Source organism: Albidovulum sp. (genome assembly GCF_049646345.1).
Taxonomy (GTDB): Bacteria; Pseudomonadota; Alphaproteobacteria; order Rhodobacterales; family Rhodobacteraceae; genus Albidovulum.
On sequence record NZ_JBARVQ010000084.1, the window covers coordinates 1 to 6,164 of the forward strand.

7 protein-coding genes are annotated in these 6,164 nt (G+C 58.2%); 4 read left to right on the forward strand and 3 right to left on the reverse strand.

All coding sequences use genetic code 11. From position 1 onward, the window contains the following. Nucleotides 1–421: TRAP transporter small permease (locus WBB85_RS02125; RefSeq protein WP_432636973.1), on the reverse strand; the 421-nt coding region annotated here is incomplete at its 3' end. A 74-nt stretch (nucleotides 422–495) separates the two neighbouring features. Then, nucleotides 496–1,482 carry a TRAP transporter substrate-binding protein DctP gene (gene dctP / locus WBB85_RS02130; protein WP_432636974.1) on the reverse strand — a complete coding sequence of 329 codons (987 nt, stop codon included), beginning with the start codon at nucleotides 1,480–1,482 and terminating at the stop codon, nucleotides 496–498. Between the two features lie 140 nt (nucleotides 1,483–1,622). On the opposite strand from dctP, the gene WBB85_RS02135 reads away from it, so the two are divergent. Further along, nucleotides 1,623–2,261, forward strand: a complete 639-nt coding sequence (locus WBB85_RS02135) for a TetR/AcrR family transcriptional regulator (protein WP_432636975.1) — start codon at nucleotides 1,623–1,625, stop codon at nucleotides 2,259–2,261. Between the two features lie 253 nt (nucleotides 2,262–2,514). On the opposite strand, the gene WBB85_RS02140 is transcribed toward WBB85_RS02135, so the two are convergent. Then, nucleotides 2,515–2,688, reverse strand: a complete 174-nt coding sequence (locus WBB85_RS02140) for a hypothetical protein (RefSeq protein WP_432636976.1) — start codon at nucleotides 2,686–2,688, stop codon at nucleotides 2,515–2,517. Between the two features lie 180 nt (nucleotides 2,689–2,868). Between WBB85_RS02140 and WBB85_RS02145 the strand changes: the two genes are divergently transcribed. The 3 genes from WBB85_RS02145 to WBB85_RS02155 all read left to right on the forward strand — a co-directional run. Next, on the forward strand, nucleotides 2,869–4,359 hold the full coding sequence (locus tag WBB85_RS02145; protein ID WP_432636977.1) for an amidohydrolase family protein: 1,491 nt from the start codon (nucleotides 2,869–2,871) through the stop codon (nucleotides 4,357–4,359). Nucleotides 4,360–4,590: 231 nt separating this feature from the next. After that, the gene (locus WBB85_RS02150) at nucleotides 4,591–5,358 is read left to right on the forward strand and encodes a transporter substrate-binding domain-containing protein (protein ID WP_432636978.1); all 768 of its coding nucleotides are present in this window, start codon (nucleotides 4,591–4,593) and stop codon (nucleotides 5,356–5,358) included. A gap of 250 nt (nucleotides 5,359–5,608) precedes the next feature. Continuing rightward, the coding region (locus WBB85_RS02155; protein ID WP_432636979.1) for an amidohydrolase family protein at nucleotides 5,609–6,164 on the forward strand (556 nt) is incomplete at its 3' end.

A 6,164-nucleotide genomic window follows, 5' to 3' on the forward strand; every position in this document is an offset into this window, starting at 1 on the left:
GAACGACGGCCGATTGCGGAATGATCAGCGGGATACTGAGCGCAGCAGTGGTTTGAGGCCGCTTCATCGACCATGCGACCATGTCGCGAGCGAGGCTCAGAAAGAACAGGCTGAGCACGACCATCACCAGGGAAACGGCGAATGTGTGCAAGGCCTTAGTTCTTGGGTTCTTGAGCGACAGGGAAAGAAAGTCGACAACAAGGTGCTGGTGGTTGCGCGCCGCGACAACAGCCCCACACATGTAAAGCCAGATTGCCGAAAGCGTAGCCAGTTCCAGCACGCCGACAACCGACCAGCCGAGAAAGTAACGTGCGGCCACAAGGAACAAGATCAACCCGGTGATCGCGAGGCTCGTGACAATGACGATTATGTTCAACAGGCCTATCAGGCCGGTATCCAGCTTTCTGAAAAATTCCACCATGACGGTCAGCTCCCAGTTTCCTGAATGGGGGTAAGACAACGGCCGGAACCCGAAGGCTCCGGCCGCGATCTGTCTCAGTTCACTTCGGCGCGGATCAGGTCCATGACGTCCTTGCCGACATCAGGCTCCATCTGCGGCCACACTTCGGCGCGGACCTTTTCGACGATCGGGGCAAGCTGTTCGTCCGTCAGTTCGAAATATTCCATACCGGAGTCGACGGCGAGCTGGACGTAGTGTTCATCCTCCGCTTTGGCGGCGGCGAACTGCGCCTCCATCGTTGCGATGGCGGTGTCTTCGATCAGCTTCTTCTGCTCGTCAGACAATCCCTCATAGGTCTGGAGGTTCACCAGAAGATTACCCGTCACGAAGGTATGTTTGGTCCGGACGTAGTAGTCGAGCACGTCGCGGAAATACTCGTAATCCCAGTAGATCACGTTGCCCGCGTCACCATCGACAACACCTGTCTGGATCGAGGTGTAAACCTCACCCCAATCGATCGCGGCGGTCTGGTAGCCCATGGCTTCCAGAATCTGAGGGAAGGGGAAAAGGGGCGGAGTCCGCACCTTCATGTCCTTTGCGCTTTCGAGGTCCAGCGCATACGAACCGCGTGACGCCACGCCGCTGAAGCCTTCCGGCCAGGCACCGAAATACTTGAGCCCGATATCGTTGAATACAGTATTCAGAACGCCATTGGCCCAGCCGCCCGGCTTGTAGGCTTCCAGCGCCTGCTCCCAAGACGTTACCATATAAGGTGTGTTCAGAATGCCGATCCGCTTGTCATACGAGGTCGAGGGCCACGAAATCATCGCGTCGACTTCTCCAGCCACAAAAAGGTCAAACACCTCAAGCTGACCGCCGAGTTCGTTCTGATAGAACACCTTGATGTCAATCTCTCCGTTTGACCCCTCCTTGACGGCTTCCGCCCAGGCGGCCAGCGCCTTGCCTGACGGTGAATCACGGTCGCCGGAATCCGTTGCAAATTTGAGTTCGATCTGCGCAGAAGCTGCGGTTGCAGCAAAGGCCGCCAAAAAAGCAGCTGTCGAAAGCATCCTCCGAAACATCTCCATCCTCCTCGCTGGGTAATTCGTGATTGATTGAACATAACAGTCGTTACGCTCATTGCATAACATGTGTTATGCTAGGTAGTCGAGTCAATGAATTTTTGTGAAATTGGGCATCCGGTCGGGGCAGAGGAGCGAATATGGCACGCGCGAAAAAGAAGGCCGACCGCCATCTGGATCGGTCAAGTTGGGTCACCGCTGCCCGCAAGACGCTGATAGAAAAGGGCGTTAGCGGTATCAGCCTTCGTCAGCTCGCCGAGGAACTTGGAGCGACGACAGGTGCTTTTTACTGGCAGTTTGCGAATCTCGAGGAATTGCTGGAAGAGGTTCGCAAGGACTGGGCTGACCGGAATACCGCCCCATTCACCAAGGCAATCGAATCCGCCGGCGATGATGGCTGGGACCAATATCTCGCATATGTGCGCGTGCTATTGGAAGAGGACCAGTACATCCCCGCATATGACAACGCCTTCCGGGATTGGGCGCACAGCTCACCACGTACGGCCGAGGTACTTCGAAATACAGAGGCGTTCAGAATCGAGCAGTTGCATAACATTTTCATAGCACTCGGGTTCGAGGGCCGCGCGGCCCGGGTAAGGGCCCATGTGACTTACTTCTCGCAAACCGGATACAACGCGATGCAAGTTTCGGAGCCTTGGGAGGAACGCTTGCACAACGTGCCATTTTATGCCGAAGTGCTCACGGACCGCCTGGACCTTCTTCGCATTGGGTCTGTAGAGGCTCTTGCTGAACTAATACTTGGCAGGAAATCCCAATAGTCGCAGTCAGCCAATTGCAACCCAACGACCGCACGGTAGTCAAGCCAAGCCCTCTGCCGCGGCCGCTCCGCGATACCCAACCGGCGCGATCATTGCTTTCTCTCCCCCAGCCCCAAAAGGTTGCGAAAGTCAGGGACATCTCTTGTGGTGCCGCGACCTGTCAGCATGCCGCCTAAACTCTAGCGTCAAGGGCTGACAGAACAGCTGCTCGGTAAACCGCCCCGAGTTTACCGAAGGGTGATTTGTTCAGTTATCAAGCAGCCATTTGAGATGTGTTCAAGTTTGTATGAAACGCCTCCGCTGCTACTGCGGGCGGGATGTATCCGATGGGGCCGAGTAGGCAGCGGCTGTCATTCCAATCGACCAATTTCAGGGTTTTCCATTCGACCTCGCGCATCAATTTCCACAGGCCGATCTGGTTGATCACCTAAGTTTTAAACAGGCGGATGGCGCACTTCGCTAACCACGACATCATCGGCACCTATTGCAATCGACATATTTCCGCGCCCGGTGCGCCGTGAAAAGCTGTGCTGAGGGTCACCGGTTATCCGACGTCAGCCTTGAATGACACAGCAACGATTTTCCTCACCGACAAAAGGACTTGATGATGGACCAGACGATAGTCATCCGCAAAGCGGACTGGATAATCGGCTGGGATATCGCACTTGGCGGCCACACATACCTGCGCGGTGGTGATGTCGCATTTCGAGGCGACAGGATCGTTCAGGTCGGTGGGCATTTCGAGGGTGTGGCGGACCGAGAGATTGTCGGCGCTGGCAAGTGCGTCATGCCCGGCCTTGTTGATCTGCATTCCCACCCCTATTCCGAGCCGATGAACAAAGGCTTCGCCACGGCCGAGGTGGCGGGCCAGAACGGCGAGCGGCTTTGGGTCAATGACCTGATTGTTTTCCGCAAGAGCGACGATGACCGCCGGAAAAGTGCCGCGGTAGCCTATGCCGAGATGTTGGCCAGCGGGGTCACGACAGCTGTCGATATTTCCTACCCCTACGAAGGGTGGGTGGAGCTTGCGGCGTCCAGTGGGCTGCGTGTCTGTCTCGCCCCAGCCTTTGCCGGTGGAAATTGGGAACAGGACGACGCATTCGGCGTCCGCTATGCTTGGAAGGAAGACGATGGGAGGGCCGCCTATGCGGCATCCGTTGCGGTCATCGACGCGGCCCTTGCCGAGGCTTCGGGGCGGCTGTCAGGCATGATGATGCCCGCGCAAGTCGACACCTGTTCCGAGGCGCTGCTGCGCGACAGTTGGCAGGCAGCGCAGGAACGCGGCCTGCGTTGGCAGACCCATGCCGCACAGCTGGTCACCGAGTTTCAGGAGATCACACGCCGTCACGGCATGACGCCGATCCGGTGGTTGAACTCGATCGGCGTGCTTGCGCCCGGCTCGATCCTTGCTCATTGCATCCTGCTGGATCATCACAGCCAGATGCGGTCCTGGGGGACGCGGGGCGAGCTGGAGCTTCTGGCCGAAACCGGTACGGCTGTCGCCCATTGCCCCACGATCTTTGCCCGCCAGTCAGGCCTCGCTCTGGAGGATTTCGGTCGCTACCGGGGCTTGGGCATTCCGGTCGGCATCGGAACAGATACCTTCCCCCATAACATGCTGGAGGAAATGCGCCTGGCCATGCTGATCGCACGGGTGACAAGCGCGCGCGTCGATGGGGCCAGCATTGCCGATGTTTTCAACGCGGCGACGATTGACGGCGCCAAGGCGCTGGGGCGCGATGACATCGGGCGCATCGCAGTCGGTGCAAAGGCCGACATCGTGCTTTTGAATCTAGACCACCCGTCGATGCTGCCGTTAAGTGACCCGCTGACCAGCCTTCTTCATCAGGCCGCAGACCGCGCCGTACACGATGTCTTCGTCGATGGTCGACAAGTGGTGGCAGCAGGGCAGGTTCTGACCATAGACCTCCCCGAGGCAACGCGAGCCCTGGGCCTTGCGCGCGAGACGATGGCCCGGCGCGCGGTCGAGAACGACCGAAAGCGCCGCACCCTGGACGAAATCGCCCCGCTGCCACTGCCTGTTCGCAGTCATGTGACCAAGGCGGTGGCGGAAGATCGCCAAAGGCAGCCGCATTGATGCAGCTTGCGGGAACATTGCAGGAGCCCACCGCCGGTCTGTGGGGACATTGGCGATGACCCATATCCCAAGGTCTATGAGCGGCAAATCCGGCGGATTGATCCAGCGCACCGCCGATTTCATCAGACTCATCCTAGCCGAAGAAAGCTCCGATCCCGGAGCGACCAGGGCAACTGCCCGGAGAACCAGGCGATCCGTCAGCAACGGGTCCACTTCAACGAGAAGAAAATCATGAATAGAAGCGTTTTGGCAATTGCGGCAGCCCTCACTATTGCCCTGCCCGTCCTGGCCGATCCTGTCAAGATCGGCGTCGCTTCCGAACCCTATCCGCCGTTCACTTCGCTAGATGCCAATGGTACTTGGGTCGGCTGGGAAATTGATTTCATGAATGCGGTCTGCAAACAGGCCGAGCTTGACTGCGTGATCACCCCGACCGCCTGGGATGGGATCATTCCTTCGCTGACTTCTGGTCAAATCGACGTCATCATGGCGTCGATGTCGATCACCGAAGAACGCGCAAAAATCATCGACTTTTCAGATAGTTACTACAACAGCCACGCCATTGTCATTGTCCCCAAGGATTCCTCGGCGACCGCGGATCCTGAAGGTATGACTGGCAAGATCATTGGCATTCAAGTCGGGACTGTGCTTGAGGACTATGCACGGAAGTACTTCACTCCTGTCGCCGCAGAAATCAATAGTTATCAGACCATGAATGAAGCGGTTCTGGATTTGAACGCAGGTCGCGTGGATGCAGTCTTGGACGATTCAATCGCCCTTGATGCGTTCCTCAAGTCTGAAACAGGCCAGGCCTGCTGCAAGGTTGCGGGAGCCGTGATGTCAGACCCGGATATTCTGGGACATGGCGTTGGTTTCGGCCTACGCAAGGGCGACCCGATCCTGGCCAAGCTCAACGCGGCGATTCAGGCGACCCGCGCCGATGGCACCTATGATGCCATCACCAAGAAGTACTTCGACTTCGACATTTCGGGCCAGTGACCCTGCACTGAGCCGAGGACGCCTTGACCATTGCCTGGCCGACGCGTCGGTCAGGCACTTCTTTTCGGCCCTTGGGGCAAACCGGCGCCAATAGGTCTCTTTCGGCAAATTCGGCCGTCCCGGCAGCGGATCACCAAAGGCTATTGCAAACACCATATGTCCGCATCTCAAGGGTGGTGAAATACTGAACCGGCCCAGTTGTCGCCTGTCGCAAAGGGCGTGATTTGCCCAAGCAGCGGGGGAGTTCCCAATGACCCAGACAACCGTTGTCCGAAAGGCGGACTGGATCATTGCATGGGACGCCGATGCCGGCGGGCATGTCTATCTTCGTGGCGGTGACGTGGCTTTCACCGAGGACCGGATCACACATGTCGGCGGGCATTTCGCGGGCGGCGCTGACTGCGAGATAGCTGGCGACGGTCTTTGCGTCATGCCGGGCCTGATCAACCTGCATTCCCACCCCTACTCCTCGCCCCTCAACAAGGGTTTTGCTACCAACGATGTGGCGGGCCAATTGGGCGAACGGCTTTGGGTCAGCGACTTTGACCTCTTTCACAAGACGGATTCCGACCGCCGCCTCTGCGCCAGCGTTGCTTACGCCGAAATGCTGTCTGGCGGCGTCACGACCGCGGTCGACATCTCTTATCCCTACGAGGGTTGGCTTGACGGCGCCGAGGCAAGCGGCCTGCGTCTGGTCCTTGCGCCCAGTTTCTCGGGCGGCGGGATGGGGCAGGACGACGCATTCGGCGTCCGTTACACCTGGAAGGACGACGGCGGATATGGCGCTTTTGCGACCTCGCTTGCCG